This is a genomic window from Streptomyces sp. NBC_00704 (assembly GCF_036226605.1).
GTDB lineage: Bacteria > Actinomycetota > Actinomycetes > Streptomycetales > Streptomycetaceae > Streptomyces.
This window is the reverse complement of record NZ_CP109000.1, coordinates 6629455-6653922: the sequence shown is the minus strand read 5'-3', so window position 1 is coordinate 6653922 and position 24468 is coordinate 6629455. Positions and strand designations below refer to the sequence as shown.

Below are 24468 nucleotides of genomic sequence, written 5' to 3'. Positions count from 1 at the left end.
CGATGCAGTTCGGACGCACCTACGAGGAGTTCGAGGTCGGGGCGACGTACAAGCACTGGCCGGGCAAGACGGTCACCGAGTACGACGACCACCTGTTCTGTCTCCTCACCATGAACCACCACCCCCTCCACATGGACGCGAACTATGCGGAGAAGACGACCGATTTCGGCAAGAACGTCGTCGTGGGCAACTACATCTACTCGCTCCTGCTCGGCATGTCCGTGCCGGACGTGTCCGGCAAGGCGATCGCCAACCTGGAGATCGAGTCGCTCAAGCACGTCGCGCCGACGTTCCACGGCGACACGGTCTACGGCCAGACGACCGTGCTGGACAAGTGGCCGTCCAAGTCGAAGAACGACCGCGGCATCGTGTACGTCGAGACCAGGGGCTACAAGCAGGACGGCACCATGGTCTGCGTGTTCCGCCGCAAGGTGATGGTGCCGACCGAGACGTACATCAAGGAGCGCGGCGGAGAGCAGCCCGGCCGCCCGGAACTTCAGGAAGGCTGATCGATGGCCCGCCTCGCCCAGACCGCCGGTCTGACAGACGTCCAGCAGGAGATCCTCTCCACCGTCCGCGACTTCGTGGACAAGGAGATCATCCCGGTCGCCACCGAGCTGGAGCACCGCGACGAGTACCCGCAGCAGATCGTCGACGGCCTCAAGGAGTTGGGCCTGTTCGGCCTGATGATCCCCGAGGAGTACGGCGGCCTGGGCGAGTCGCTCCTCACCTACGCCCTGTGCGTGGAGGAGATCGCCCGTGGCTGGATGTCCGTCTCGGGCATCATCAACACCCACTTCATCGTGGCGTACATGCTCAAGCAGCACGGCACGCAGGAGCAGAAGGACCACTACCTGCCGAGGATGGCGGCCGGCGACATCCGCGGCGCGTTCTCCATGTCGGAGCCGGCCCTCGGCTCGGACGTGTCCGCGATCACGTCGAAGGCGGTGAAGGACGGCGACGAGTACGTCCTCAACGGCCAGAAGATGTGGCTGACGAACGGCGGAACCTCATCCCTGGTGGCCGTTCTGGTCCGAAGTGACGAAGGACACCCCGAGGGCACGGCGCCCCACAAGTCGATGACGACCTTCCTCATCGAGAAGGAGCCCGGCTTCGGCGAGGTCCGCCCCGGCCTGACCATCCCGGGCAAGATCGACAAGATGGGCTACAAGGGCGTCGACACGACCGAGCTGATCATGGACGGCCTGCGGCTTTCCGCCGATCGGGTGCTCGGCGGGGCCACCGGCCGAGGTTTTTACCAAATGATGGACGGGGTCGAGGTTGGCCGCGTGAACGTCGCGGCGCGTGGCTGCGGCGTCGCTCAGCGTGCCTTCGAACTCGGCGTCCGGTACGCCCAGCAGCGGCACACGTTCGGCAAGCCGATCGCCCAGCACCAGGCCATCCAGTTCAAGCTGGCCGAGATGGCTACCAAGGTCGAGGCCGCCCATGCGATGATGGTGAACGCCGCACGCAAAAAGGACTCGGGAGAACGAAACGACCTCGAAGCAGGGATGGCGAAGTACCTCGCCTCCGAGTACTGCAAGGAGGTCGTGGAGGACTCCTTCCGGATCCACGGCGGGTACGGCTTCTCCAAGGAGTACGAGATCGAGCGCCTCTACCGCGAGGCCCCGATGTTGCTGATCGGTGAAGGCACCGCCGAAATCCAGAAAATGATCATCGGGCGCAGATTGCTCGAGGAGTATCGGTTCCAGGGCTGATCGTCCCGGTTGGAGGTGTTTTCTTCGAGAAGAAGATCACACCCCGTCAACTTTCCCCGGCCGTCGACTCCGCTTCCTGACTTACCCAGTTGTGGTCCCGAACCGCTACGATCGCGGAAAGCCGCCGTCCCCCCGTCGAAGCGCGGCATCATCCGCTACGAAGGTCATCCATGCCCCACAGCCAAACCTCTGCACACCGCGACAGCCTGGTAGGCGCACGCCTCGCGCGCGGAGCATCGCCGTGGCTCCTGCCGACCGTCGCCACCGCAGCCGTCAGCCTGCTGCGCGCCCGCCGCTCGGGCGCCGCCAAGGCCGTCGCCGTGCCCGCCACCGCTCTCGCGGCGGGCATGCTGTGGTTCTTCCGCGACCCCGAGCGCGAGATCGCCCCGGGCCGGGTCATCTCGCCCGCCGACGGTGTGGTGCAGAGCATCATGCCGTGGAAGGACGGACGCACCCGGGTCGCGATCTTCATGAGCCCGCTCAACGTCCACGTCAACCGCGCGCCGCTGGCCGGCACCGTGACGTCGGTCGAGCACATCCCCGGCGGGTTCGTGCCGGCGTTCAACAAGGAGAGCGAGAACAACGAGCGCGTCGTCTGGCACTTCGACACCGAACTCGGTGACATCGAGATGATCCAGATCGCCGGAGCCGTCGCGCGCCGCATCGTCCCCTACATCCCCGAGGGCACGAAGGTCGAGCAGGGCGAGCGGATCGGCCTGATCCGTTTCGGCTCCCGCGTCGACGTCTACCTGCCCGAGGGCGTGGAGGTCGCGGTCGAGGTGGGGCAGAAGACCGTGGCAGGGGTGACTCGCATTGACCGTGATTGACCCGGAGACCCAGGCGGGCTGGGTGCCCGAGGCCGACGACGTGGACGACGACGAGGAGATGCCCCTCTCGCTGCGCCTGTCGATAGCGGACACCCTCACCCTCGGCAACGCCACGTGCGGCTTCATGGCGGTGTACTTCACCACCACGGGCATCCTGATCCCGCACCTCACCGGCAGCCAGGAGTCGGGCATGGCCCGGCACAGCGCCGCCACGGCGGTCATCCTGATGCTCTGCGCGGCCGTCTTCGACCTCTTCGACGGCCTGGTCGCGCGCAAGCTCCGCTCCTCGCCGATGGGCGCCGAGCTGGACAACCTGTCGGACCTGATCAGCTTCGGCCTGGCCCCGGCGTACTTCGTCCTGGTCTACGGCATGGTCGCCGACGACGCGCACCAGCGGGTCGCGGCGGTCGGCGCGATCGTGGTGCTGCTGGCGGTGGTGCTCAGGCTCGCGAGATTCTCGTGCGTCACCGTCAAGGACGGCACCTTCCAGGGCATGCCGTCGCCGTTCGGCGCGCTCACGGTCGTGTCCATCGTGCTTCTCGAGCTGCCGTTCGCGGCGACGCTCATGGCCATCCTGGGCACCGCCTGGCTGATGGTGAGCCGGGTCGAGTACCCGAAGCCGCGGGGCCGCCTCGCCGGCGCGATGCTCGCCTGGATCGTGCTGTCGATGGGCCTGCTGGCGGCCTGGGCGTTCGACGCCCCGAGCGGTCAGCTCCTGCTCCAGACGGGCTGCGCGCTCCAGCTGGTCATGGGCGCGGTCATCCCGCTGTTCGCCACGGCCCGCCGGGTGAACAACTTCCGCGGCAACCGCCGCGAGGCCCGGGCGGCGCAGCTGCCGTAGCGGTGAACGCGGTCGTGAGACGCGGGAGGGGGCCCGAACCATCTGGTTCGGGCCCCCTCCCGCGTCTTGGGTCGTCTTCCGTCGCGTCCGTCGCTTCCGTCGTCTTCAGCCTTTCCCGCCGTCCCCCGTCCGCCGTGCGGGCTCAGGTCAGGAAGTCCCGCCCGATCCGTTCGGCGACGCGCTCCAGGAGGGGGCCCGCCTCCGTGATGCAGACGGCGACGTCCGGCTCCTCGTCGGTCAGGGGGTACGCCCGGCGGATCCCGGCCCGCCCCAGCGCCTCGGGCGGGAGCTGGAGGCGGCCGCACACCGCGACGACGTCCTTGCCGGCCGCGCGGGCGGCCGCGGCCACGCCCGCGGGAGCCTTGCCGTGCAGGGTCTGCTCGTCGAGGGAGCCCTCCCCCGTGATGACCAGCTCGGCCGGCTCCAGCGCCGCCGCGAAGCCCAGCACGTCGAGCATGACCTCGATGCCGGCGCGGAAGCGGGCGCCCACCAGCAGCGCCCCGTAGCCGATGCCGCCCGCGGCCCCCGCGCCCGGCGCCGCCGCGTACTCCGCGGCCCTCGGGCCCACCTCGGTCTCCAGGACCTTCGCGAAGTGGACGAGCGCCGCGTCCAGCGTGCCGACGTCGTCCGGCGAGGCGCCCTTCTGCGGCCCGTAGACGGCGGGCGCGCCCTTCGGACCGGTCAGCGGGTTGTCGACGTCGCTCGCCAGGACCAGCTCCACGGCCGCCAGCCGGGGGTCCAGCCCCGACAGGTCGGCCCGCGCCAGGTCCGCGAGACCGCCGCCGCCCGGCGCCACAGGCTCGCCGTCCGCGTCGAGGAACCGCGCGCCGAGCGCCGACAGCATGCCCGCGCCGCCGTCCGTCGTCGCGCTGCCGCCCACGCCGAACACGATCGTCCGCACGCCTTCGTCCAGCGCGGCGCGCAGCAGCTGCCCCGAGCCGTACGTGGACGCCGTGAGCGGGGCGAGGACGCCGGCGGGGAGCCGTTGCAGCCCGCTCGCCTCGGCCATCTCCACGACCGCCGTGTCGCCGCGCACCGCGAACGCCGCGGTCACCTCGTCCCCGAGGGGCCCGGCGACCCGCACCTCCCGGCGCTCGAAGCCGGCCGCGACCGCCGCGGCCACGGTGCCGTCACCGCCGTCGGCGACGGGCAGGGCCGTCACCTCGACGTCCGGTACGGCCCGGCGCAGCCCCGCCGTCACCCGCTCGGCGACCTGCACGGCCGTCAGCGAGCCCTTGAACTTGTCCGCGGCCACGAGCACCCGTCGGGTGCCCTGCGTTGCAGCGTCCGCCACCTTGCCATCCCCTTGCTCTCCGGGCCCCGCGCACGTCAGGGCCAGTCGCGCCGCTGTGACCTTAACCGCACTGCGCCCCCGCCGTCATGCGGCGCCCGCACCCTGGACGCGCCCGCCGGACCGGAGCGGACCGGCGCGGACCGGCTCCTGGCCGGGGAAGACCGGGCGGGTTCCGCCGCGATCGGGTAGACCGGAGGGATGACCGCTGTGGACGACGGACCGCAGCTCGCCGACCGCGTCCTCGGAGGCTGGCTGGGCCGGATCGCGGGCAACATGCTCGGCAAGCCGGTCGAGCACGGCGAGGTGTGGACCCGCGAGCGCATCGACGGCTGGCTGCGGCGGGCCGGCGCCCTGCCGCTGACCGACTACCTCCCCGAGCCCGCCGACGACGAGGACGCCCGGCTGCTGCGCCCGGAGTGGCGCGACTGCGTACGCGGCCGTGTCCACGGCAGCTGCCGCGACGACGACGTCGACTACGCGATCCTCGGACTCGACCTGCTGGAGAGGCACGGCTTCGGCTTCACCACCGAGCAGGTCGGCGAGCTGTGGCTGCTGCGGCTGCCGTACCTCCAGACGTTCACCGCCGAGCGGGCCGCCTACCGCAACCTCACCGCCGGTCTGAAGCCGCCGCTCACCGCGACGTACGACAACCCGTACCAGGAGTGGATCGGCGCTCTGATCCGCGCCGACATCCACGGCTGGACCTGTCCGGGGCTCCCCCGCCGCGCCGCCGCCCGGGCCCGACGCGACGCGGTCCTCTCGCACACCGGAAACGGCGTGTACGGCGCGATGTTCGCGGCGGCGCTGGTCTCCGCGGCGTTCACCGCGCCGACGGTGCGCCACGCGCTGGACGAGGCGCTCGCCGTCGTCCCCGCGGGCAGCCGCCTGGCGCGTACGGTGCGCCGGGTCGCCTCCCTGCACGCCGCCGGTCTGAGCTGGGAGGACACCCTCGCGACGATGACACGGGAGACCGCGGGCGCGCACTGGATCCACGTCGTCCCGAACGTCGCCGTCCTCACCGCGGGACTGCTCTACGGCGGCGGGGACTTCACCGCGACGATCGCGCTCACCGTGCGCGGCGGCCTGGACACCGACTCCAACGGGGCGACGGCCGGTTCGGTGGCCGGGGTCCTCGCGGGGGCCTCGGCCATCCCGTCCCGGTGGACGGAGCCGCTCCAGGACACCGTGCGCAGCGCGGTGTCCGGTTACGACGGCGCCCGCATCAGCGATCTGGCGCGCCGGACGATGCGGCTGGCCGAGGCGCAGGGCGCTCACGGGGAGGACCCGCGGGAGGCCGGACCGGCCGGGGCGCCGCCGTCTACCCTTCCCTGATGAGCACTTCCAGCAGCGACTTCGCCGCCTACGTCGCCTCCCTGCCCCGTGTCCTGGCCGGCGCGGCCACGATCTTCCGTGACGCCGGGGGGCGGGTCCTCCTCGTCGAGCCCGACTACCGGGCGGGCTGGGCCCTGCCGGGCGGCACGATCGAGTCCGACGAGGGCGAGAGCCCGCGCGCCGGGGCACGCCGCGAGACGCTGGAGGAGATCGGCCTGGACCGGGAGCCCGGACGGCTCCTCGCGGTGGACTGGGTGCTCGGGCCGCACCGTCCGCCGCAGGTGGCGTACGTGTACGACGGCGGCGTCCTGGGCGAGGACGACCTCGGGGCGATCCGGCTCCAGGAGTCGGAGCTGCTGTCCTGGCGGCTGGTTCCGCGCGAGGAGCTGACCGCATACCTGCTGGGCCCGCTGGGCCACCGGGTGCTGGCGGCGCTGGACGCCCTCGCCGACGGCTCGCTGACCGCCGAGCTGGAGAACGGCCGCCCGGCGCGCTGAGCGCCGCCCCGCCGATATCCGCTCGCGACGCCCCCGCGCCGCGCCCTACGCTCCCCTTCATGAGCAAGCCCCTCGTCGCCCTCCTCAGCGGGGCCGGGATTTCCACGGACTCCGGCATCCCCGACTACCGCGGTCCCGACGGGCTGTGGCGGCGCGATCCCGAGGCCGAGAAGCTCGTCACGTACGCGTCCTACATGGGCGATCCCGAGATCCGCCGGCGGTCGTGGCAGATGCGCCTGCGGGTCGGGGCCCTGTCGGCCGGGCCCAACGCGGCGCACCGCGCGGTGGCCGAACTGGAGCGTTCGGGGACGCCGGTGCGGGTGATCACCCAGAACGTGGACGGGCTGCACCAGCTCGCGGGCATGCCGGCGCGCAAGGTGTTCGAACTGCATGGGACGGCGCGCCGCGTGGTGTGCACCGCGTGTCATGAGCAGGGCCCGATGCGGGACGCGCTGGCGCGGGTCGAGGCCGGGGAGGCGGATCCGCCGTGCGTGCGGTGCGGGGGCGTGCTGAAGCCGGCGACCGTGATGTTCGGGGAGCGCCTCGACCCGGTGGTGCTGGGCCGGGCCGCCGCCGTCGCCAAGGCGTGCCAGGTCTTCCTCGCGGTCGGCAGCAGCCTCCAGGTGCATCCCGCCGCCGGGCTGGTCGGCGTCGCCGCCGACCACGGGGCCCGGCTGGTCGTCGTCAACGCCGAGCCGACGCCGTACGACGAGATCGCCGACGAGGTCGTACGGGAGCCGATCGGGACGTCGCTGCCCAGGCTGCTGCGCGAGCTGGCCGGTTCCGGCACGGTCTGAGCCCTCGGGGCCCTTCGGACGCTGTTGGCGAATGCGACAGCGTCCCCTCCGCTCCGAGGGCCCCGCGCCCTCCCCCGCCGGCCCCCTTCAGAACAGCGTGCTCCCGGACGGTGCGCCTCGTTCGAAGTCCAGCAGGCGCTGTTTGCGGTCCAGGCCGCCGCCGTAGCCGGTGAGGCCGCCGCCCGCGCCGATCACGCGGTGGCAGGGGACGATGATGCCGACGGGGTTCCTGCCGTTGGCCAGGCCCACCGCGCGGGAGGCGGCGGGGCTGCCGAGGGCTCTGGCGAGTTCGCCGTAGCTGCGGGTCTCGCCGTACGGGATCGACCGCAGCCGGTCCCAGACGCTCCGCTGGAACGGGGTGCCGTGCAGGCGCAGTTCGAGGGTGAACTCCTTCGACTCGCCGGCGAAGTAGGCGGCCAGCTGTTCCTCGGCCTCGCCGAAGAGGCTGTCGTCGCGGGGGCCGAAGTCCTCCTGCGGCGGGCGGTGGCGCTGTCCGGTCATGTAGAGGCCGCACAGGACGCCGTCGTCCGCGACGAGGGTGAGGTCTCCGTAGGGACTGCCGACGACGGTGTGCTGTTTCACGGAACGTCCTTACGCGGGGAGGAAGTTGACGGGGTGGCTGCCGGTCGCCCACAGGTACTGGACGGCGTACGCCCGCCAGGGCCGCCAGGCGGCCGCGCGGGCGGTGAGCGCCGCCGGGGTGGCGGGCAGGCCCGACTCGCGTGCGGCGCGCCGGATTCCGAGGTCGGTGGGCAGGAAGGCGTCGGGGTCGCCGAGGGCGCGCATCGCGATGACGTCGACCGTCCAGGGGCCGAAGCCGGGCAGCGCGAGCAGCTGTTCACGCGCCTTCGCCCAGTCGCTCTCCACTCCCAACTGAAGCGTGCCGTCGGCCAGTCGGCCGACCAGGCCGGTGATGGTGGCGCGCCGGGTGCGGGGCATCGCCAGGGAGTCGGGGTCGACGGCGGCGAGCGCCTCGGGCGTGGGGAACAGGTGGGTGAGGCCGCCTTCGGGGTCGTCGACCGGATCGCCGTGGGCGGCGACCAGCCGGGCCGCGTGGGTGCGGGCCGCGGCGGTGGAGACCTGCTGGCCCAGCACGGCGCGGACCGCGAACTCGGCCTCGTCGACCGTGCGCGGCACGCGGCGGCCGGGGGCCTTGTCCACGAGGGGCGCGAGCAGCGGGTCCGTGCGCAACTGGTCGTCGACGGCGACCGGATCGGCGTCCAGGTCGAGCATGCGCCGGCACCGGCTGATGGCGACGGTGAGATCGCGCAGGTCGCTGAGGGTGAGACGGCAGCCGATGTGGTCGGGGTTCGGGGTGAGCGCCACGACGCCGTGCCCGTACGGCAGCCGGAGCGTGCGGCGGAACGCGCCGTCGCGCCATTCCTCCACCCCGGGGACGCCGGTCGCGGCCAGATGCCCGAAGAGGTTGTCCGGATTGAGGGGGGCGCGGAACGGCAGGCGCAGGGCCAGTGTGCCCGCGCCGGCCGCGGGACGCTCCGGTGTGCGGTGCGGGACACGGGCGCGCAGCTCGGTCGGGGTGAGGGCGAAGACCTCGCGCACGGTGTCGTTGAAGGTGCGCACCGAGGAGAAGCCGGCGGCGAACGCGACGTCCGCCATGGGCAGTTCGGTCGTCTCGACGAGGAGCCGGGCGGTCCGGGCGCGCTGCGCCCTGGCCAGCGCCAGGGGGCCGGCGCCGACTTCGGCGAGGAGCTGGCGTTCCACCTGGCGGCTGCTGTAGCCGAGCCGGGCGGCCAGGCCGGGCACGCCCTCGCGGTCGACGACGCCGTCGGCGATCAGCCGCATGGCGCGGGCGACGAGGTCGGCGCGCTGGTTCCACTCCGGTGAGCCGGGGCTGGTGTCGGGGCGGCAGCGCTTGCACGCGCGGAAGCCGGCCTGCTGGCAGGCGGCGGCGCTCGGGTGGAAGACCATGTTCCGCGCTCTGGGCGGCACGGCCGGGCAGCTGGGCCGGCAGTAGATGCCGGTGGTCAGCACCGCCGTGTAGAACCAGCCGTCGAAGCGCGCGTCCTTGGACCGGACGGCGCGCACACAGCGCTCCCTGTCGGTGTACATCCCGTTCCGCATGCGTCCAGGATCGCCCCGCGGCCGCCCCGCCGCTGGCGGGAATCCGACATCGACGCCGGGCGTCCCGCACCGGCGCGACGGTCACGTCACGTCGAGCGGGGCGGGTCGGGCCGGGGGCGGGTGGCGCCGGACGACCAGATCGTCAGGGAGTGGATCACGAACACGTCGATCGCCATGAGGGTGACCGACCTGAGCGGAGCGTGGGGCAGGAACAGGAACTGGGCGACGAGGCTCAGGGCGGCGAGGAGGACGCCCGGGCGGCGGGCTCCGCTCACGCCCTTGAGCAGGGCCGCGCCGGTGACGGCCGCGAGGGCGCCGAGCACGATGTGGACCCAGCCCCAGCCGGTGAGGCCGAGATCGTAGACGGAGGAGCCGACGCGGGCGTACACGTCGTCGTCGGCGAGGGCCGCGACGCCCTGGAGGACGGCGAGGACGCCGCCGCACAGCAGGAGGACCCCGGCGAAGACATCGCCGTCGGGCCGGCCGGCGGGAGGAGCGGGCCGGGGCGGGCCGCCGCGCGGGACGGACCAGGCGGTGCCGATCTCGCCCTGCGGGCCGTCGGCGGCCGGGCGGCCGTGCGGGGAGGTCGGGCTCATCGGGCAGGCTCCTCTCGGCGGCGCCGGAACGCGAGGAGGTCAGCACATCGCGGACGCGCGGCGACGGCGAGCGCGGCGGGCCCGTCCGGGTGAACGGTCCCGCCGTGCGCGGGCGCGGGAGCTACATGTTGATCATGTGGCCGGCCAGGCCGTGGACGGCCTCCTTGACCGCCTCGCCCAGGGTGGGGTGGGCGTGCACGTTGCGCGCCACCTCGTGGACGGTGAGGTCCCACTGCTGGGCCAGGGTCAGTTCGGGGAGCAGTTCGGTGACGTCGGGGCCGATGAGGTGGCCGCCGAGGAGTTCGCCGTAGCGGGCGTCGCTGATCAGCTTGACGAAGCCGGTGGCGTCGCCGAGGCCGTGCGCCTTGCCGTTCGCGGTGAACGGGAACTTGGCGACCTTGACGTCGTGGCCGAGCTCGCGGGCCTGGGCCTCGGTGTAGCCGAAGCTGGCGATCTGGGGCTGGCAGTAGGTCGCCCGCGGGATCATGACGTAGTCCAGCTCCATGGTCTCCGCGTCCGCGAGGGTCTCCGCGGCGATCACGCCCATCGCCTCGGCGGTGTGCGCGAGCATGAGCTTGGCGGTGACGTCGCCGATGGCGTAGATGTGCGGCACGGAGGTACGGCAGCGGCCGTCGACGTCGATCGCGCCGCGGTCGGTGAGCTCGACGCCGGTGTTCTCCAGCCCGTAGCCGGTCACGTTCGGGGCGAAGCCGATCGCCTGGAGGACCTTGTCGGCCTCCAGGACCTGCTGGGCGCCGTCCTTGCCGGTGACCGTGACGCGCACCTGCGGACCCGACTCGTCGATGGACTCGACCCGGGTGGAGGTGAGCACGTCGATGCCCAGCTTGCGGTACTGCTTGGCGAGTTCGGCGGAGACCTCGGCGTCCTCCAGGGGCGCGACCCGGTCCAGGAACTCGACGATCGTGACCTTCACGCCGTAGTTGTGCAGGACGTAGGCGAACTCGATGCCGATGGCGCCCGCACCCGCGATCACGATCGACCGCGGGAGGTCGTCGGCGAGGATCTGCTCCTCGTACGTCACCACGCGGGCACTGCGCTTGGTGCCGGGGAGCAGCTTGGGGGTGGCGCCGGTGGCGATGACGCAGTGGTCGAACCCGAGGGTGCGGGTCTCCCCGTCGTAGCCGGTCACCCGGAGGGTGTGGTCGTCGAGGAAGTCGCCCCGGCCGTCGAACTCGGTGATCTTGTTCTTCTTCATCAGGTAGTGGACGCCCTTGACCCGGCCGTCGGCGACCTTGCGGCTGCGCCGGTAGGCCTCCCCGTAGTCGAAGGAGACCTGCCCGTCGACCCTGATGCCGAAGGTCTTCGCCTCACGGGTGACGATGTGGGCGAGTTCGGCGTTGCGCAGCAGTGCCTTGGTGGGGATGCAGCCCACGTTGAGGCAGACGCCGCCCCAGTACTTCTCCTCGACGACGGCGACGCGCTTGCCCAGCTGGGCGGCGCGGACCGCGGCGACGTATCCGCCGGGCCCGGCGCCGAGCACCACGACGTCGAAGCGTTCGTCCTGCTCGGGCATGAAGTCTTCCTTTTCCGTGAAGTCCGCGGGGTCCTCGGAGTGGCTGTCGTACATCCCGACCCTACGAGATCCCGCCGCGGTCCGGGCGCCCGGGCCGCGGGCCGCGGGCCCCCTGCGCCCGCGGCCCGTGCCCCCGTGCGGCCCGGCCCCTTCGGCCGCTCGCCGGACGGGGCCGTTACGACGTCGCCGTGGGCCGCCGGGAGGCTCTGGTCGCCCCGGCGACGTCGGTCAGCGGCCGCAGCCGGTAGGTGTACGCGTAGTCGCGGTCGGCGAACAGCTTGTACTCGTCGTGGGTGTGCGCGCCCCAGCTGTTGTCGCCGCCCACGCCCATCTGACGGTGGTTCAGGCGCAGGACGACCTCCTTGCGCGGGGTGAGCTGGTAGTCGTGCCGCGCCCCGACGGACAGGTCCTCCGGGGTGAAGTGCGAGGCGTTGACCTCCAGGAGGGGTTCGCCGCTGACGAGCAGGCCGGCGCCATGGGCGTCGGTGAGGGCGGCCCAGCGGACGTCGGTCTTGTTGCCGCTCTCCTGCGGGCGCAGGTAGGGGGTCCGCTGGGCGGTGACGGCGCCGGAGTACAGGCCGACGTCGGTGGCGTCGTTGCGGTCCCAGTGGTTCTCCTCGGGGCCGCGGCCGTAGTAGTGCAGGTGCTCCAGACGGGCGGGCAGGAAGAGCAGGGTGCCGACTTCCGGGAGGTAGGGCAGGTTCGGGGCGCCGGGGTGGAGCGTGTTGTCGACCTTGATCTCGCCGTTGCCGAAGACGGTGTAGGCGGTGGTGTACGCCGACGGCGTCGTCGTGGGCAGGGTGCCGGTCACCGTGATCTCCACGGCCCGGTCGCGCAGCGCGCGGACGCGCACCCCGGTCACCCTGCGGCGGGCGCCGGCGTCGCGCCAGGTCTGGTTGCGGGTGTGCTGGCCGTTGCCGCGGTCGTTGTCGGTGGGGGCGCGCCAGAAGTTCGGCGCGGGCCCGGAGACCAGGAGGGGGACCCCGCCGGACCGGTAGGAGGTGATGAGGCCGCTGCGCTTGTCGACGGTGACGGCGAAGTCCCGGCCCGTGACGGTGACCGTCGTGGCGCCGTCCCGGTGGCGCAGGGCCGGGACGGCGCCCAGCGGCACGGGGGTGACGGCGGGTGCGCCGGCGTCGACGGGGAGCTGCCCGCGGGCCACCTCGTGGCCGGCCTTCGCCCACTTGGCGTTCTCCCTGGTGGTGAACGACAAGTTGAGGAAGTACTCCGTGCCCGGCGCGGGGTCGCGCGGCAGTCTGAACGGCACGATGACGTCCCCGGTCGACAGCGGCGCGACGTCCAGCTGGGCGCGGCTCAGCCGGCCGTGCTGCACCGCCTTGCCGTCGGCGACGAGTTCCCAGTGCCCGTCGAAGTCGCGGACGTCGGTGAAGAGGTACTCGTTGGTGAGGGTGACGGCCGCTCCGGGCACGAGGGGGCGGCCGTCGGCGGGCGCCGCCTGGATCGCCTGGTAGACGCGCTTCACCTCGGCGGACTTGCCCGTCGATGCGCGGTCGGCGGTGACGATGCCGTCGCCGGAGAACGCCCCGTCGTTGGGGTTGTCGCCCCAGTCGCCGCCGTAGGCGCGGAAGGTCCGCTCGCGGGGCCGCTTCTCGCTGAAGGCGACGGTGGCGGCGTCGAACCAGAACCGCACGCCGTCGTCGCCGGGACCGCGTCCGGCGTCGGCCAGTTCGGCTGCGGTCAGCGCCCGGGCGTACACCCGCGCCCGCCGCACGGTGCCGCTGAACTCGCGGGTCGGGTTGTCGACGTCGGTGGCCAGGGACAGGGGCGCGGTGTTCACGGCGGGGCGCACGGTGGTGGTCCGGGTGGCCCGGCGCACGCCGTCGGCGTACAGGGTCACGGTGCCCGCCGTCGCGTCGAAGACGCCCGCCACATGGTGCTCGGCGCCGGTCCAGCCGTCCGGCAGCGGCCAGTCGGCGGCCGCCCACTGGCCGCTGCCGTAGATGAAGAACTCCAGTCTCCCGTCGGACTGCTTGAGGGCGTAGTGGGTGTCGCCCTTGGCGAGGACGGGCTGGTGGTAGCCGGTCACCCCCGGTGTGATCCAGGCCTCCAGGGTGAGGGATCCGGTGAGGTCGAGGCGCTCGTCCCGGGCGAAGACGGTGCCGCCGCGGACCCCCTTGTCGCGGGTGAAGGCGCCGCTGGGGGCGACGATCTCCCCTCGCAGCGCGGCCGGTCCGGCCTCGGTGAACAGCTTGCGGGTCGGGGTGGGCCAGTCGAGGGCCTGGTCGGCGAAGTCCCAGATCCAGCCGCCCTGGAGCACGTCGTGGCGGCGCACGAGGTCCCAGTACTTCGTGAAGTTGCCGCTGGAGTTCCCCATGGCGTGCGAGTACTCGATCATGACGTACGGCCGGGTGTCGCTCGTGTCTTCGGCCCGTGCCTCGACGCGGGCGGGGCTGTCGTACATCTCGGAGCGGATGTCGCTGATCCCGGGGCGGTCGTCGCCCTCGTACTGGATGACGCGGGTGGTGTCGTAGGAGCGGATCCAGTCGTGCATGGCGGTGAAGGTGCTGCCGCCGCCGGCCTCGTTGCCGAGGGACCAGATGACGACCGACGCGTGGTTCTTGTCGCGGTGGACCATGCTCTGGGCGCGGGCCACGCAGGCGGCCGTCCACTCGGGGTGGTCGCCGGGGTACTCGCCCCGGATGCCGTGGGTCTCCAGGTTGGTCTCGTCGACGAGGTACAGGCCGTACTCGTCGGCGAGCTCGAGCCACTGGGGGTTGTTGGGGTAGTGCGAGGTGCGGACGGTGTTGATGTTGAGCCGCTTGATGACGCCGATGTCCTCGACCATGTCCGCGCGGGTGAGGGCGGAGCCGTGCCGGGGGTGCATCTCGTGGCGGTTGGTGCCCCGCAGCGACACCGGCTTGCCGTTGATGCGCATCAGGCCGTCCTTGAGGGCGAACTCGCGCAGGCCGACCCGGTGGGAGAGCGTCTCGATCACCGTGCCGGCGGGGTCGCGCAGGCGCAGGACGGCGGTGTACAGCTCGGGGTGCTCGGCCGACCACAGGCGTGGCGAGGGCACGGCCCTGGCGGCCCGGACGGTCCTCTCCTCGCCCGCGCCGAGGGCGACGGCCTGCTCGAGGGGCCGCGGCCAGACCGGGTGCCCGCCCGCGTCGTAGAGCTGCGTCTCGACGGAGTAGCGGCCGGCGCCCCGGCCGCCGTAGTCCCGCACGCTCGCGGTGACCGCCAGCTCGGCGGCCCGGTGGTCGTCGCTGAGGGGGGTCTCCAGCCGGAAGTCGCGCAGGTGCACGGACGGCGTCGACCAGAGGTAGACCGAGCGGAAGATGCCGCTCAGCCGGATCATGTCCTGGTCCTCCAGCCAGTCGCCGTCGGAGTAGCGGTAGACCTCGACGGCGATCCGGTTGACGCCCGGCCGGAGGTGCTCGGTGATGTCGTACTCGGCGGGGTCGTAGGAGTCCTCGTGGTAGCCGACCATCGTGCCGTTGATCCACACGTAGTGCGCCGACTTGACCCCCTCGAAGTGGAGGAACGTCCGGCGTCCCGCCCAGCCGCGCGGGACGGTGAAGGTGCGCCGGTACTGGCCGACCGGGTTGCGGCGGGTGGGTGCGGCGGGCGGCCGGGCGTCCTCGCCGAGGCCGTTGGGGCCCCACCAGGGGTAGGTGATGTTGACGTAGATGGGGCGGTCGTAGCCGTGCAGCTGCCAGGCGGAGGGGACGGGGATCGTGTCCCAGCCGCTGTCGTCGAGGTCGGTGCGGTGGAAGTCGGCGTCCCGGTCGGCGGGGCGGTCGGAGTAGGCGAATCTCCAGGTCCCGTCCAGGCTCAGGCGGTACGGGGAGCGGGTACGGTCGGCGGCCAGGGCCTGGGCGAGGTCCGCGTACGGCATGAGCGTGGTGTGCGGGGCCTCGGCGCCGAGGCGGAAGACGTCGATCCTGCCGTTCCACTCGGGCGGGGCGTCGGCCGCGACGGCCCGGTGGGCGGTGGCAGGGGCGGACAGGGCGAGCGCGCCGAGAACGGCGGCCGACCCTTCCAGCAGACGGCGGCGGCTGACCGTCGGCCTCGGCGTGCGGTGCGGCTCCGCCGGGCGGGGGCGGTCCGTTCGGTCCATGGACGACTCGTGCGGGTGGGTCATGACCACGACCTTCCTCAGGGCGAACCGTGCGGCTCCGCACGGACGGGAGGGTGCGTCAGATCTTGTCCACTCCTGTTGGATAAACGAACACAGACGCGCCGCGATGGCTGAATATCAACTCTCTTCGGCGGAACGCCACTTGGTGCACCCGCGTATCCCGGTCACTTCTGGTGACTGTCGTCAGTACACGTCACGCACGTACCGCTTGTCCGAGGCGAGTTGCTTCACATGGGCCGCGGCCTCCGCCTCGCCCAGACCGCCGTGGACGACGGCGACGTCGCGCAGGGCCCGGTCCACGTCCTTCGCCATGCGGGAGGCGTCGCCGCAGACGTAGAGGTGGGCTCCGTCCTGGAGCCACGACCACAGGTGGGACCCGTGCTCGCGGATGCGGTCCTGGACGTACACCTTGGCCCGCTGGTCGCGCGAGAAGGCGGTGTCGAGACGGGAAAGGGAGCCGTCGGCGAGCAGACCGGTCAGCTCCTCCTCGTAGTAGAAGTCCGTCGCCCGGCGCTGCTCGCCGAAGAACAGCCAGTTGGGGCCCCGGTGCCCGCGCGCCCGGCGTTCCTGGAGGAAGCCGATGAAGGGCGCGACGCCGGTGCCCGGCCCGACCATCACCATCGGGGCGGCCGGGTCGACGGGCGGGCGGAAGTGCGGGGAGCGCTGGACGTGGACGGGGACCTCGGCGCCGGGAGGCGCGTCGGCGAGGAAGGGCGAGCAGACGCCCTGGCGGGGCGTCCCGGCCAGGTTCTCGTAGCGCACGACGGACACCGTGAGCGAGACGAGGTGGGGGTCGGTCAGCGGGCTGGACGATATGGAGTACAGCCGCGGCTGTAGCCGCCCCAGCAGTTCCGCCCACTCCTGGGCGTCGGCCCGGACCCCGGATTCCGTGACGACGTCGACGGCCTGGCGGCCCCACGACCACTTGGCCAGCTCGTCCCTGTTGTCGGGGCGCAGCAGCTTGCGCAGTTCGCGCGGGTCGCGGGTGCGGTCGGCGGTGAAGCGGAGCAGGGCCGGGGTGATCCGGGTGATGTCGAGGTGGCGCAGCAGCGCCTCGCCGAACGGGGCCTCGCCGACGCCGTTGAGCCGCACGGGCGTGTGCGCCTCCAGCCCGGTCACGGCCAGCCACTCCGCCACCAGGCCGGGCGAGTTGAGGGGCCGTACGCCGAGTGCGTCCCCGGCCTCGTAGAGGAGCGGGGTCTCGCTGTCGCGGGTGTCGAAGGTGAAGCGCCGGACCTCCTTGCCGGAGCCGGGGCGGCTCAGCAGCCGGTTGCCGGTGAGGCGGGCGACGACGGGGGCGGGACGCCGGGACCGGGGCGCGGCCGCGGGGGCAGGGCTGGCGGCCGTCGGGACGGCGGCGGCGGCGGGGAGAACGGCCGTGGGGGCGGCGCCGGTGGGGCGGGACAGGGCGGCGGCGGCCGGGGTGAGCGCGGCGGACGGGTGCCCGGCTGTGGCGGCCGGTCGCGCGGCGGAGGGGCCGACGAGGGCCTCGGGCCGCAGCTCCGTGGCCTCCTTCAGCGCGGTGAGCACCTGGTCAAGCCAGGCCTCCGCCTCCGTCTCGTAGTCGGGTTCGCAGTCGGTGCGCGGGGCCAGCCGGAGCGCACCCAGCTCGTCCATCCGGCGGTCCAGCCGTCTGCCGTGCCCGCAGAAGTCGTCGTAGGAGGAGTCCCCGAAGGCGAGGACGGAGTAGCGGCGGCCCGCCAGCCGTCCGGTGCCCAGTGCGGCGAGGCCGTCCCAGAAGCCGGCGCCGTTGTCGGGCGCGTCGCCGTCGCCGAAGGTGCTGGTGATCAGCAGCAGGTCGGCGTCGGAGGGCAGGGCCGCGGGATCGGCCTCGTCCATGGCGAGGAGGGAGGCCGCGTGCCCGCCCTCGGTGATCCGGGTGGCGGTGGCGGCGGCGAAGTCCTCCGCGGTGCCGGTCTGCGAGGCCCAGAGGATCACGATCTGCCGCGCCGGGGCGGCCGCGGGGACGGCGGCGGTGCGGGAGTACATGCCGGCCAGGGCGCCGTTGACCCAGTCGGCGTGTTCGGGGCTGAACGGCGCGTCCGGCGGCAGGACCGGCACTCCCGGAGCGCCGGCCGGGACGCCCGCGAGGAAGCCCACCAGATAGCGGCGTTCCGGTTCGGTCAGGACCGGCGGCGGGGCCGGCTCCAGGCCGAACACGGCGGCCGCCGGGGCCGGGACCGCGGTGGGGAGGAGCGCCCCGCCGAATCCCGCGCCTGCGCCCGTGCCGGGACCGGGACCCGTGCCGGGGCCGTGAGCCGAGTCCGCGGCCGGCACGAGGGCCCCCGCGGCGAGGGTGGCGGCCGGTGTGCCGGAGGCCGGCGCCCCCTGCGGCGGGAGCTGCACGGACACCGGTGTCGACACCTTCGTCAGGGACACCGCGCACACCTTGAGTTCGGGCTGGAAGGACAGCGGGTCGACGGCGTCGCCGGTGACCGCGTTGACGCTGAGGTACTCGCCGAACAGGTCGTTCCAGTGGAAGGGCGCGAAGCAGGAGCCGGGCAGCACCCGGTCGGTGACGACGGCGGGCAGGACGGCCCGCCCGCGCCGCGAGGCGACCTCGACGGAGTCGCCGTCGGCCAGGCCCAGCGCGGCCGCGTCCTCGGGGTGCACCTCGACGAACGGACCGGGGTCGAGCTTGTTCAGCTTGGCCACCCGGGCGGTCTTGGTCAGGGTGTGCCACTGGTGCTGGAGACGGCCGGTGTTCAGCACGAACGGGTAGTCGTCGTCGGGCATCTCGGCCGGCGGGACGTGCGGACGCGGATGGAAGACGGCGCGGCCGGAGGGGGTCGGGAAGCTGAGCGAACCGTCGTCGTTCACGTACCGGACGGGGTTGCGGTCGGGTCCGTCGGCGGCCGGGGCGGGCCACTGCACGGAGCCGGAGCGCAGCCGGTCGTAGGTGACGCCGCGCAGGTCGTACCCGGTCGCGGGGTTGTACGCCTGCTTGATCTCCTCGAAGATCTGCTCCGCGCTGTCGTAGGAGAAGCCGCTCTCGTACCCCATGGCGCGGGCGACGGCCGCGATGAGCCGCCAGTCGGCCATGGCCTCTCCCGGCGCGTCGGCGGCGGGCCGGGCGAGGGTGAGGTTGCGTTCGCTGTTGACGAGGACGCCCTCGGTCTCGGTCCACAGGGCGCCGGGCAGGACGACGTCGGCGTAGGCGTTGGTCTCGGTGTCGGCGAAGACGTCCTGGGTGACGACGAACTCGGCGGCCTCCAGCCCCTCGATGACCGTCCTGCGGTTGGCGACGGAGGCGACCGGGTTGGTGCAGATGATCCAGCAGGCCCGGATCTCCCCGTCGGCCAGCTTGCGGAACATCTCCACGGTGCCCTTGCCGACGCCGTCGGCCCTGATCGTGCCCGGTGCGAGTCCCCACATCCGCTCGACGAAGGCGCGGTCGGCGTCCACGAGGACGGAGCGCTGGCCGGGCAGCCCCGGCCCCATGTACCCCATCTCCCGGCCGCCCATGGCGTTGGGCTGACCGGTCAGGGAGAAGGGGCCGCTGCCGGGACGGCAGATGGCGCCCGTGGCGAGGTGGAGGTTGACGAGCGCGTTGGTGTTCCAGGTGCCGTGCGTGGACTGGTTGAGGCCCATGGTCCAGCAGCTGGTCCACTCCCCCGCCTCGCCGATCAGCCGGGCGGCCTCGCGCAGGTCGGCCTCGGGGATGCCGGTGAGCCCGGCGACGGTGGCGGGCGGGTAGTCGGCGAGGAAGTCCGGCATCGCCTCCCAGCCCTCGGTGTGCGCGGCGACGAAGCCGGGGTCGGTGTGGCCGCTCTCGTGCAGCAGGTGCAGCAGACCGTTGAGCAGGGCCAGGTCGGCGCCGGGCCTGATCTGGAGGAACAGGTCCGCCTTGGCGGCGGTGGCGGTGCGGCGCGGGTCGACGACGATCAGTTTCGCGCCCGCTTTCACCCGGTCCATCATGCGCAGGAAGAGGACGGGGTGGCAGTCGGCCATGTTGGAGCCGATGACGAGGAAGACGTCCGCCCGGTCGAGGTCGTCGTAGGAGCCGGGCGGGCCGTCGGCGCCCAGGGACAGCTTGTAGCCGGTCGCCGCACTGGCCATGCACAGCCGGGAGTTCGACTCGATCTGGTTGGTGCGCAGGTATCCCTTGGCGAGCTTGTTGGCCAGGTACTGCGCTTCCAGGCTCATCTGACCGGACACGTAGAGGGCGACGGCGTCGGGGCCGTGCTCGTCGACGATCCTCCGCAGCCGTCGCGCCGTCTCCGCGATCGCCGCCTCGACGGGGGCGGGCTCCGGTTGCTCGCCGCGGTCCGCGCGCACCAGGGCGGTGCTCAGGCGGCCGGGCGCGGCGAGCATGTCGGCGGTGGTCGCGCCCTTGGTGCACAGCCGGCCGAGGTTCGCCGGATGCCGCTTGTCGCCGGACGCCTTGAGCACCGTGCGGCGGCCGTCCGGTCCGGAGCCGATGTCGAGGACCATGCCGCAGCCGACACCGCAGTACGAGCAGACCGTGCGCACGCTCGTCTGGGTCGCGCTGTCGGTCCGCGGGTCCGGCGCGGCCACGGGCGCCCCTTTCTGTCTGACGATCAGCCTGGTGAGAGTCTCTGCAAGCCTCTGCGACGGTACGAACCGTGCATTACACAGGTGTCTCCCGGACCGGCGGCCGGGGGTTAAGCCCGGCGCACAGCGCACGCCGGCCGGTTGTGAGCGCCGCCCGCCCGTACCGAGGGGCGGCGGCGTCCCTCATGCGCCCCTTCTCCGTGCCTGCTTCGCGCCTCCTACGCGCCTTCTCCGTGCGGGCGGCGGACGCGGCGGGCCCGTGAGCGCGGGACGACCCTTTGCCGACCCCTTATGGCATGGTCGCGTCAAATCTGTCACGCTTCCGGCAGCCGTCGCGCACCGCCCTCCGGCACACCCACACCGTGAGGGACAGCAACCGAGCAGGCCGGAAAACCGGCCGCCGCAAAGGAGCCATGTGTGAGACCCACGCCCCGCAAGGCCCTCGCCGCGAGCGCACTCACGCTCGCCGCGCTGGCCGCCCTGTCGCTCCCCGCCACTCCCGCGACAGCCGCGTCCGCCGCCGCTGCCGCTTCGACCGCACGGGCCGCGACCGCGCCGGCCGCAGCGTCCCCGGACACCGGCCCGGCCGCGGCCGCCTGCACACCCGCCCAGGTCGTCGTCGACGGAGGCTTCGAGAGCGGCGTCCCGCCGTGGACGCAGTCCTCCACCCGCGTGATCACCAGCCGCACCGGTCAGAGCGCCCACGGCGGCGCCGCCTTCGCCTGGCTGGGCGGGGTCGGCAGCGCCCACACCGACACGCTCTCCCAGAGCGTCACGATCCCCTCCGGGTGCGCGGCCGCCACCCTCACCTTCTGGCTGCACATCGACACCGCCGAGACGACGTCGTCCACCGCGTACGACAAGCTGACGGCCAAGATCGACGCGACGACGCTGGCCACCTACTCGAACCTGGACAAGAACACCGGCTACGTGCGCAAGTCGTTCGACGTGTCGGCCTTCGCGGGCCGGACCGTCACGCTCGCCTTCACCGGCACCGAGGACTCCAGCCTTCAGTCGAGCTTCGTCCTCGACGACGTCGCGCTCGACACCTCCGGCGACACCGTGCCGCCCGCCGACTCCACCCGCACCCCGGCCGCGCCGTCCTACACCGTCAGCCTCGCCTCCGACACCGCCGGCACGGTCTGGACGGGCCACGAGAGCGCGACCTTCACCAACGCCTCCGCCACCCCGCTGACCGAGGTGTACCTGCGGCTGTGGGACAACTACCACGGCACCTGCTCGGCGATGCCGGTCACGGTCTCCGCCGTCACGGGCGGGACCGCGGGCGCCCTCTCGGTGGGCTGCACGGCCCTCCGGATCACCCTCGCCTCCCCCCTCGCCCAGGGGCAGAGCGCCGCGATCGGCTTCGACCTCGGCATCACGGTGCCCAGCGGCGCCGACCGGTTCGGCCACGACGGGGCGTTCAGCTTCATCGGCAACGCGCTGCCGGTGCTGGCGGTCAAGGACGGGGCGGGCTGGCACCTGGACCCGTACACGAACAACGGCGAGTCCTTCTACTCGTCGGCCGCCGACTTCAAGGTCACCCTCGACCACCCGACGAGCCTGCTGGTGCCGGCCACCGGGACCTCGGTCGACACGCCCGGCTCCAGCGGACGCACCGTCACCACGGCGACCGCCTCCCAGGTGCGCGACTTCGCGTGGGCGGCCGGCCCGTTCAGCAAGATCTCCGGGACCTCGGCCGCGGGCACGGCGGTCAACGTCTACTCCGTCTCCGGCATCAGTTCGGCGAGCGCCCAGTCGATGCTCACCACCGCCAAGTCGGCCGTGGACGCCCACGCGGCCCGCTTCGGCGCGTATCCGTACGGTGAGCTGGACGCCGTCATCGACAACAACTACTGGTTCGGCGGCATGGAGTACCCGGGATTCGTCCTGGACCTCGTCAGCACCACGGCGCTGACCCACGAGATCGCCCACCAGTGGTGGTACGGGATCGTCGGCGACGACGAGTACACCAGCCCCTGGCTGGACGAGTCCTTCACCGACTACGCCACCGACCTGGCGCAGGGCAAGACGGGCAGCGGCTGCTGGAGCGGCGTCTCGTGGGCCTCGTCGGCGGAGAAGATCACCAATTCGATGGCCTACTGGGACGCCCACTCCTCCCGCTATTCGACGGTCGTCTACGGCTACGGCAAGTGCGCGCTGCACGACCTGCGGCGGCTCGTCGGCGACACGGCGATGGCCCGCCTGCTGAAGGACTACGCCACCTCGCACTGGTACGGCGTCTCGACCACGGCCGAGTTCAAGGCCGCCGCCCAGGCCGCCACGACCACCGACCTGACGTCGTTCTGGACGACCCACCGCATCGAAGGGTGACCCCGGAGGTCAGCCGACCTGCCGGGCGAACGCCTCGTAGGCCCGCTCGTCGAAGAGGACGAACCTGACCTCCTCGACCTCCGTCCGCGCGGCCCGGACCGCCTCCACGGCGATCCGGGCCGCATCGTCCATCGGCCAGCGGTACACGCCGGTCGAGACCGCCGGGAAGGCGACGGTCCGGGCGCCTTTCTCGTCCGCGACCCGCAACGACTCGCGGTAGCAGGAGGCCAGCAGTTCCGACCGGTCCTCGGTGGCGCTGTACACCGGGCCCACCGTGTGGATCACCCAGCGCGCGTCCAGTTCCCCGGCGGTCGTGGCGACCGCCCGGCCGGTGGCGAGCCCCCTGCCGTACGAGGAGGCGCGCAGACGGCGGCAGTCGGCGAGGATCTCGGGGCCGCCCCGGCGGTGGATCGCGCCGTCGACGCCACCGCCGCCCAGCAACGAGGAGTTGGCCGCGTTGACGATGGCGTCGGCGGACTGGCGGGTGATGTCGCCCCGGACCAGGGTGATCGTGGTCATGACCGTGTGTATACCCCACCGGAGCCGCCGCCCGCCCTCATGGCCGCCGCAGCCTGCGCCACACGGCCTTCGCCGCGTTGTGGCCCGACATGCCGTGCACGCCCGGTCCGGGCGGAGTGGCCGAGGAGCAGATGAACACGGCCGGATGCGGAGTCCCGTAGGGGAACGCGGTCAGCCGGGGGCGCAGCAGGGCCTGGAGCCCGGAGACCGCGCCGGTGGCGATGTCCCCGCCGACGTAGTTGGCGTTGCGGGCGGCGAGTTCGGCTGGGCCCGCCGTGGCACGGGCGAGGATCCGGTCGCGGAACCCCGGCGCGAAGCGCTCCAGTTGGCGTTCCATGACGTCGGTGAGGTCGCCGGTCCAGCCGTTGGGCACATGGCCGTACGCCCAGAAGACGTGTTTGCCGGCCGGCGCGCGGGTGGGGTCGACGACGCTGGGCTGCACCGTGATCATGAAGGGCCGGTCGGGCGCCCGGCCCTCGCGTGAGACGGCCCGCAGGGCGGCGCCGATCTCCGCGCTGTCCGCGCCGATCTGCACGGTGCCGGCGTTCCTGGCCTCCTCGGCCGTCCACGGGACCGGCCCGTCGAGCGCATAGTCGATCTTGAAGACGCCGGGTCCGTACGTGTACCGCTCGTAGTGGTTGCCGAAGCCCGCGATGCGGGCGAGGGCGGTGGGCGAGGTGTCGAAGACGTAGGCGCGGGCCGGCGGCAGGTCGTCCAGGCGCTTGACCTCGTAGTCGGTGTGGACGCTGCCGCCGAGGTCCTCGAAGTAGGCCGCGAGCGCGTCGGAGAGGGACTGGGAGCCGCCGCGGGCCACCGGCCAGCCGCGCGCGTGCGCGGCGAGGGCGAAGACCAGGCCGACGGCGCCGGTGGCGAGCCCGGTCAGCGGGGCCATGACATGAGCGACGAGTCCGGCGAAGAGGGTCTTGGCCGGCTCGTCGGCGAAGCGCCGCACGAGCCAGCTGGACGGGGGCAGACCGGCCAGGCCGAAGCGGGCCAGGGTGACCGGGTCACGCGGCAGCGCGGTCAGCGGCAGCGACATGAAGTCGCGCACCAGGGTGTCCCACTTGGGCAGGAACGGCCCGACGAGACGGCGGTAGGCGCCCGCGTCGCGCGGACCGAAGGAGGCGGCCGTCTCGGCGACCGACCTCGACAGCACCGCGGCGCTGCCGTCGGGGAAGGGGTGGGCCATGGGCAGTTCGGCGTGCAGCCACTCCAGCCCGTAGCGTTCCAGCGGCATGGCGCGGAAGGCGGGCGAGTTCACGGCCAGGGGGTGTGCCGCGGAGCACGGGTCGTGCCGGAACCCGGGCAGGGTGAGCTCCTCCGTGCGGGCTCCCCCGCCCACGGCGTCCCGCGCCTCGAACAGCGCCACGGAGAAGCCGCGTCTGGCCAGCTCCACCGCTGCGGTCAGCCCGTTGGGCCCCGCTCCCACCACGACCGCATCGAGCATCGACGGCACTTCGACCCCTTCGTCAGCCGGTGA

At 72.9% G+C, this 24468-nt stretch carries 17 protein-coding genes; 8 read left to right on the top strand and 9 right to left on the bottom strand.

Annotation, left to right across the window (positions count from 1 at the left end):
- Nucleotides 1-2 precede the first annotated feature (2 nt).
- From OG802_RS28840 to pssA, 4 genes are all read left to right on the top strand, one after another.
- Nucleotides 3-509, top strand: a complete 507-nt coding sequence (locus tag OG802_RS28840) for a MaoC family dehydratase (protein ID WP_329415109.1) — start codon at nt 3-5, stop codon at nt 507-509.
- Between the two features lie 3 nt (nt 510-512).
- Nucleotides 513-1718, top strand: a complete 1206-nt coding sequence (locus tag OG802_RS28835) for an acyl-CoA dehydrogenase family protein (RefSeq protein WP_329415107.1) — start codon at nt 513-515, stop codon at nt 1716-1718.
- A gap of 170 nt (nt 1719-1888) precedes the next feature.
- Nucleotides 1889-2545 carry a phosphatidylserine decarboxylase gene (locus tag OG802_RS28830; RefSeq protein ID WP_329415105.1) on the top strand — a complete coding sequence of 219 codons (657 nt, stop codon included), beginning with the start codon at nt 1889-1891 and terminating at the stop codon, nt 2543-2545.
- 22 nt (nt 2546-2567) lie between these two features.
- Nucleotides 2568-3386 carry a CDP-diacylglycerol--serine O-phosphatidyltransferase gene (gene pssA / locus OG802_RS28825; protein WP_329417487.1) on the top strand — a complete coding sequence of 273 codons (819 nt, stop codon included), beginning with the start codon at nt 2568-2570 and terminating at the stop codon, nt 3384-3386.
- Nucleotides 3387-3528: 142 nt separating this feature from the next.
- Here pssA and OG802_RS28820 read toward each other — a convergent pair whose 3' ends face one another.
- Nucleotides 3529-4647 (bottom strand): glycerate kinase, encoded by a 1119-nt coding sequence (locus OG802_RS28820; RefSeq protein WP_329417475.1) that lies wholly within the window; start codon nt 4645-4647, stop codon nt 3529-3531.
- Between the two features lie 231 nt (nt 4648-4878).
- On the opposite strand from OG802_RS28820, the gene OG802_RS28815 reads away from it, so the two are divergent.
- Genes OG802_RS28815 through OG802_RS28805 form a run of 3 tightly spaced genes read left to right on the top strand, consistent with a single transcriptional unit; the run spans nt 4879 to nt 7306 of the window.
- Complete coding sequence (locus OG802_RS28815; RefSeq protein ID WP_329415103.1) at nt 4879-6012, top strand: ADP-ribosylglycohydrolase family protein; 1134 nt, start codon at nt 4879-4881, stop codon at nt 6010-6012.
- Nucleotides 6012-6509 carry an NUDIX hydrolase gene (locus tag OG802_RS28810; RefSeq protein WP_329415101.1) on the top strand — a complete coding sequence of 166 codons (498 nt, stop codon included), beginning with the start codon at nt 6012-6014 and terminating at the stop codon, nt 6507-6509. Before OG802_RS28815 ends, OG802_RS28810 begins: the two co-directional genes overlap by 1 nt.
- Before the next feature lie 59 nt (nt 6510-6568).
- A complete protein-coding gene (locus OG802_RS28805; protein WP_329415099.1) occupies nt 6569-7306 on the top strand; it encodes an SIR2 family NAD-dependent protein deacylase in 738 nt (245 codons plus the stop codon).
- 87 nt (nt 7307-7393) lie between these two features.
- Here OG802_RS28805 and OG802_RS28800 read toward each other — a convergent pair whose 3' ends face one another.
- From OG802_RS28800 to OG802_RS28775, 6 genes are all read right to left on the bottom strand, one after another.
- Nucleotides 7394-7888, bottom strand: a complete 495-nt coding sequence (locus tag OG802_RS28800; protein WP_329415097.1) for a methylated-DNA--[protein]-cysteine S-methyltransferase — start codon at nt 7886-7888, stop codon at nt 7394-7396.
- Nucleotides 7889-7897: 9 nt separating this feature from the next.
- Entirely contained in the window at nt 7898-9388 is a 1491-nt protein-coding gene (locus OG802_RS28795) for an AlkA N-terminal domain-containing protein (protein WP_329415096.1), read from the bottom strand.
- 86 nt (nt 9389-9474) lie between these two features.
- Nucleotides 9475-9984, bottom strand: coding sequence for a DUF7144 family membrane protein (locus tag OG802_RS28790; protein WP_329415094.1), 510 nt, complete (start codon nt 9982-9984; stop codon nt 9475-9477).
- Nucleotides 9985-10105: 121 nt separating this feature from the next.
- The gene (gene lpdA / locus OG802_RS28785; protein ID WP_329415092.1) at nt 10106-11518 is read right to left on the bottom strand and encodes a dihydrolipoyl dehydrogenase; all 1413 of its coding nucleotides are present in this window, start codon (nt 11516-11518) and stop codon (nt 10106-10108) included.
- 175 nt (nt 11519-11693) lie between these two features.
- Nucleotides 11694-15599 carry a glycoside hydrolase family 2 TIM barrel-domain containing protein gene (locus OG802_RS28780; protein ID WP_329417473.1) on the bottom strand — a complete coding sequence of 1302 codons (3906 nt, stop codon included), beginning with the start codon at nt 15597-15599 and terminating at the stop codon, nt 11694-11696.
- Nucleotides 15600-15803: 204 nt separating this feature from the next.
- The gene (locus tag OG802_RS28775) at nt 15804-20054 is read right to left on the bottom strand and encodes a molybdopterin-dependent oxidoreductase (protein ID WP_443055465.1); all 4251 of its coding nucleotides are present in this window, start codon (nt 20052-20054) and stop codon (nt 15804-15806) included.
- 498 nt (nt 20055-20552) lie between these two features.
- Between OG802_RS28775 and OG802_RS28770 the strand changes: the two genes are divergently transcribed.
- Entirely contained in the window at nt 20553-22469 is a 1917-nt protein-coding gene (locus OG802_RS28770) for a M1 family metallopeptidase (RefSeq protein ID WP_329415090.1), read from the top strand.
- A gap of 9 nt (nt 22470-22478) precedes the next feature.
- Here OG802_RS28770 and OG802_RS28765 read toward each other — a convergent pair whose 3' ends face one another.
- A complete protein-coding gene (locus OG802_RS28765) occupies nt 22479-22988 on the bottom strand; it encodes an O-acetyl-ADP-ribose deacetylase (RefSeq protein WP_329415088.1) in 510 nt (169 codons plus the stop codon).
- A 37-nt stretch (nt 22989-23025) separates the two neighbouring features.
- Nucleotides 23026-24435: a phytoene desaturase family protein gene (locus OG802_RS28760; protein WP_329415086.1), complete on the bottom strand. Its 1410-nt coding sequence runs from the start codon at nt 24433-24435 to the stop codon at nt 23026-23028.
- Nucleotides 24436-24468 lie beyond the last annotated feature (33 nt).

Bases quoted from the DNA above. Each gene is read 5' to 3' on its own strand.
- OG802_RS28760 (WP_329415086.1), bottom strand. From the start codon at position 24,435: ATGCTCGATGCGGTCGTGGTGGGAGCGGGGCCCAACGGGCTGACCGCA.
- OG802_RS28805 (WP_329415099.1), top strand. From the start codon at position 6,569: ATGAGCAAGCCCCTCGTCGCCCTCCTCAGCGGGGCCGGGATTTCCACG.
- OG802_RS28765 (WP_329415088.1), bottom strand. From the start codon at position 22,988: ATGACCACGATCACCCTGGTCCGGGGCGACATCACCCGCCAGTCCGCC.
- OG802_RS28780 (WP_329417473.1), bottom strand. From the start codon at position 15,599: ATGGACCGAACGGACCGCCCCCGCCCGGCGGAGCCGCACCGCACGCCG.
- OG802_RS28815 (WP_329415103.1), top strand. From the start codon at position 4,879: ATGACCGCTGTGGACGACGGACCGCAGCTCGCCGACCGCGTCCTCGGA.
- OG802_RS28835 (WP_329415107.1), top strand. From the start codon at position 513: ATGGCCCGCCTCGCCCAGACCGCCGGTCTGACAGACGTCCAGCAGGAG.
- OG802_RS28810 (WP_329415101.1), top strand. From the start codon at position 6,012: ATGAGCACTTCCAGCAGCGACTTCGCCGCCTACGTCGCCTCCCTGCCC.
- lpdA (WP_329415092.1), bottom strand. From the start codon at position 11,518: ATGCCCGAGCAGGACGAACGCTTCGACGTCGTGGTGCTCGGCGCCGGG.
- OG802_RS28790 (WP_329415094.1), bottom strand. From the start codon at position 9,984: ATGAGCCCGACCTCCCCGCACGGCCGCCCGGCCGCCGACGGCCCGCAG.
- OG802_RS28795 (WP_329415096.1), bottom strand. From the start codon at position 9,388: ATGCGGAACGGGATGTACACCGACAGGGAGCGCTGTGTGCGCGCCGTC.
- OG802_RS28840 (WP_329415109.1), top strand. From the start codon at position 3: ATGCAGTTCGGACGCACCTACGAGGAGTTCGAGGTCGGGGCGACGTAC.
- OG802_RS28830 (WP_329415105.1), top strand. From the start codon at position 1,889: ATGCCCCACAGCCAAACCTCTGCACACCGCGACAGCCTGGTAGGCGCA.
- OG802_RS28775 (WP_443055465.1), bottom strand. From the start codon at position 20,054: ATGGTCCTCGACATCGGCTCCGGACCGGACGGCCGCCGCACGGTGCTC.